This window comes from Pseudomonas sp. BS-2016, from assembly GCF_001806145.1.
GTDB classification, from domain to species: domain Bacteria; phylum Pseudomonadota; class Gammaproteobacteria; order Pseudomonadales; family Pseudomonadaceae; genus Aquipseudomonas; species Aquipseudomonas lundensis.
On the sequence record NZ_MLCT01000101.1, the window covers coordinates 1 to 1,775 of the forward strand.

Genomic DNA, 1,775 nt, shown 5'->3' on the forward strand with positions numbered 1-1,775 from the left:
CTGCGCCAGCGCCTGCTGGACATGGGCGTGGCCGACGATGACATGATGACCCTCAACTCCGGCGTCATGGGCCTGACCCAACAGGATGCGCACATCCTCGACCACTCCATCGAGTTGATGGATGAACTGTTCCCCCACGCCCAGGGCGCCTACACCCTGGAAGAGTTCTGCCTGTCCATCGCCGCCTACCGTACCCTCAAGGTGCGCGAGTGCCCGGACCTGATCCACCACTACTGGAGCCGCAAACAGCTGTTCCGGGCCAAGGTCAAGGCGTGGATCGCCAAGCACGCCAGCGCGCCCACCAGTGTGCAAGCCCTGGCCGATACGCGCCAAGTCTCCTCGCACCTGCCGCGCCCGCCGCGTTTGCAGCGTTTGATGTACAAGCTGATCACCCTGCTGCTGCCCAAGCATCAGCAACAGTTCATCCGCGAGATTCTCTACGGCTGCTACGAACACGAAAACGAGTTCGACCAGGCGTGCGGCCCGGTTTGGTGGGACAAGGCCCGACAAAACCAGGAAGAACGCCAGAAGCGCCCGATTGATGCCCACCAGTTGGAACACTGGTTCGCCAACCCCGTGGTGCGTTTGATTCTGGGTGAGCGCCGGGCCGCGATCCACGAACACCTGCTGAACGCTCCCGCGAAGTAAGACCGCCCGCCAATGCGCGTGCCAGAGCTTCTCTTTCTTCGGGGAGCGTCGTAACCTCAGGGTATGCCCGTCCTCTTCAAGCTGTTGACCGCTGTGCTGTTTTCTTGCCTGAGCCTGGCCGCTCATGGCGAGAAACTGCGCATTGTCACCGAACCCTGGGCGCCCTATGTCTACGAAGACAACGGCACCATGGCCGGCCTGGATTATGAAACCACCCTGATCGTGTTCCAGCGCCTGGGGGTGGAGGTGCAATGGCAGTTCCTGCCCTGGAAGCGCTGCTTGGCGATGCTCGAGCAGGGCCACGCCGACGGCGCGCTGGATATCTTTCACAGCCAGGAGCGCGACGCGTTGCTGCTCTATCCCAGCGAGCCGTTGTCGGAAGTCGAATTTGTCTTGTTCTATGCCAACGAACGCCCTCACCCCGCCGCCACGCTCGACGACCTGCGCGGCCTGACCGTTGGCGTTTCCCCTGGCTACCTTTATGGCGACGCGTTCAGTAAGTCCAACACCTTCCAGCGCGAACCCGCCCCCAGCCATGAAGCCAACTTTGGCAAACTCATGCTGGGGCGCGTCGATATGGTGGTGACTGACCGGCGCGTGGGGCACCACGTGCTCAAGGCCCTGGGCCTGGAAGGTAAAGTCAGCCAGGCATCGGTGGTGGTCAGCCGCCAGCAGCAATTTCTTGCGGTACGCCGTGGCGCAGGCATGGACCTGCTGGTGCAACGCTTTGCCGCCGAGCTCAAGCGCTTCAAGCAAGAGCCCGCCTATGCCACATTGAGCGCCAAATATGGCCGGATGCACGAGCAAACGGCACCCATACCAGCCCCCGAACACGCCGTTGAGCAGCAGGAAAGCAGCGCGCAGTGATTGCTCTGTTATACTGCGGCCTTTCCGCCAGGCTTACGCCCGGCCGCTCGGGTCTTGAAAACGGCACCCAACCCAGCTACTGCGCAGCTTTGCAGCCCGCGCGAGCCGGTGGAGTGCCCGCCAGACGCAGCAGGACCGGACGGGGTTGCGCTCCCCTAAGCGCCATTCACGCCCGGCAAGATTATCCCTTTGGGCCAAGCCCTAACTAAAACAGGATTACTCATGTCCTTTGCTTCCCTCGGTCTCTCCGAGGCTTTAGT

Annotated in this window: 1 protein-coding gene and 1 pseudogene; both read left to right on the plus strand. The window is 62.1% G+C overall.

Annotation, left to right across the window (positions count from 1 at the left end):
- A pseudogene (locus BKD70_RS22625) lies at positions 1–648 on the plus strand (hypothetical protein); the annotation flags it as partial.
- A 63-nt stretch (positions 649–711) separates the two neighbouring features.
- A complete protein-coding gene (locus BKD70_RS22630; RefSeq protein WP_034128918.1) occupies positions 712–1,515 on the plus strand; it encodes an ABC transporter substrate-binding protein in 804 nt (267 codons plus the stop codon).
- Positions 1,516–1,775 lie beyond the last annotated feature (260 nt).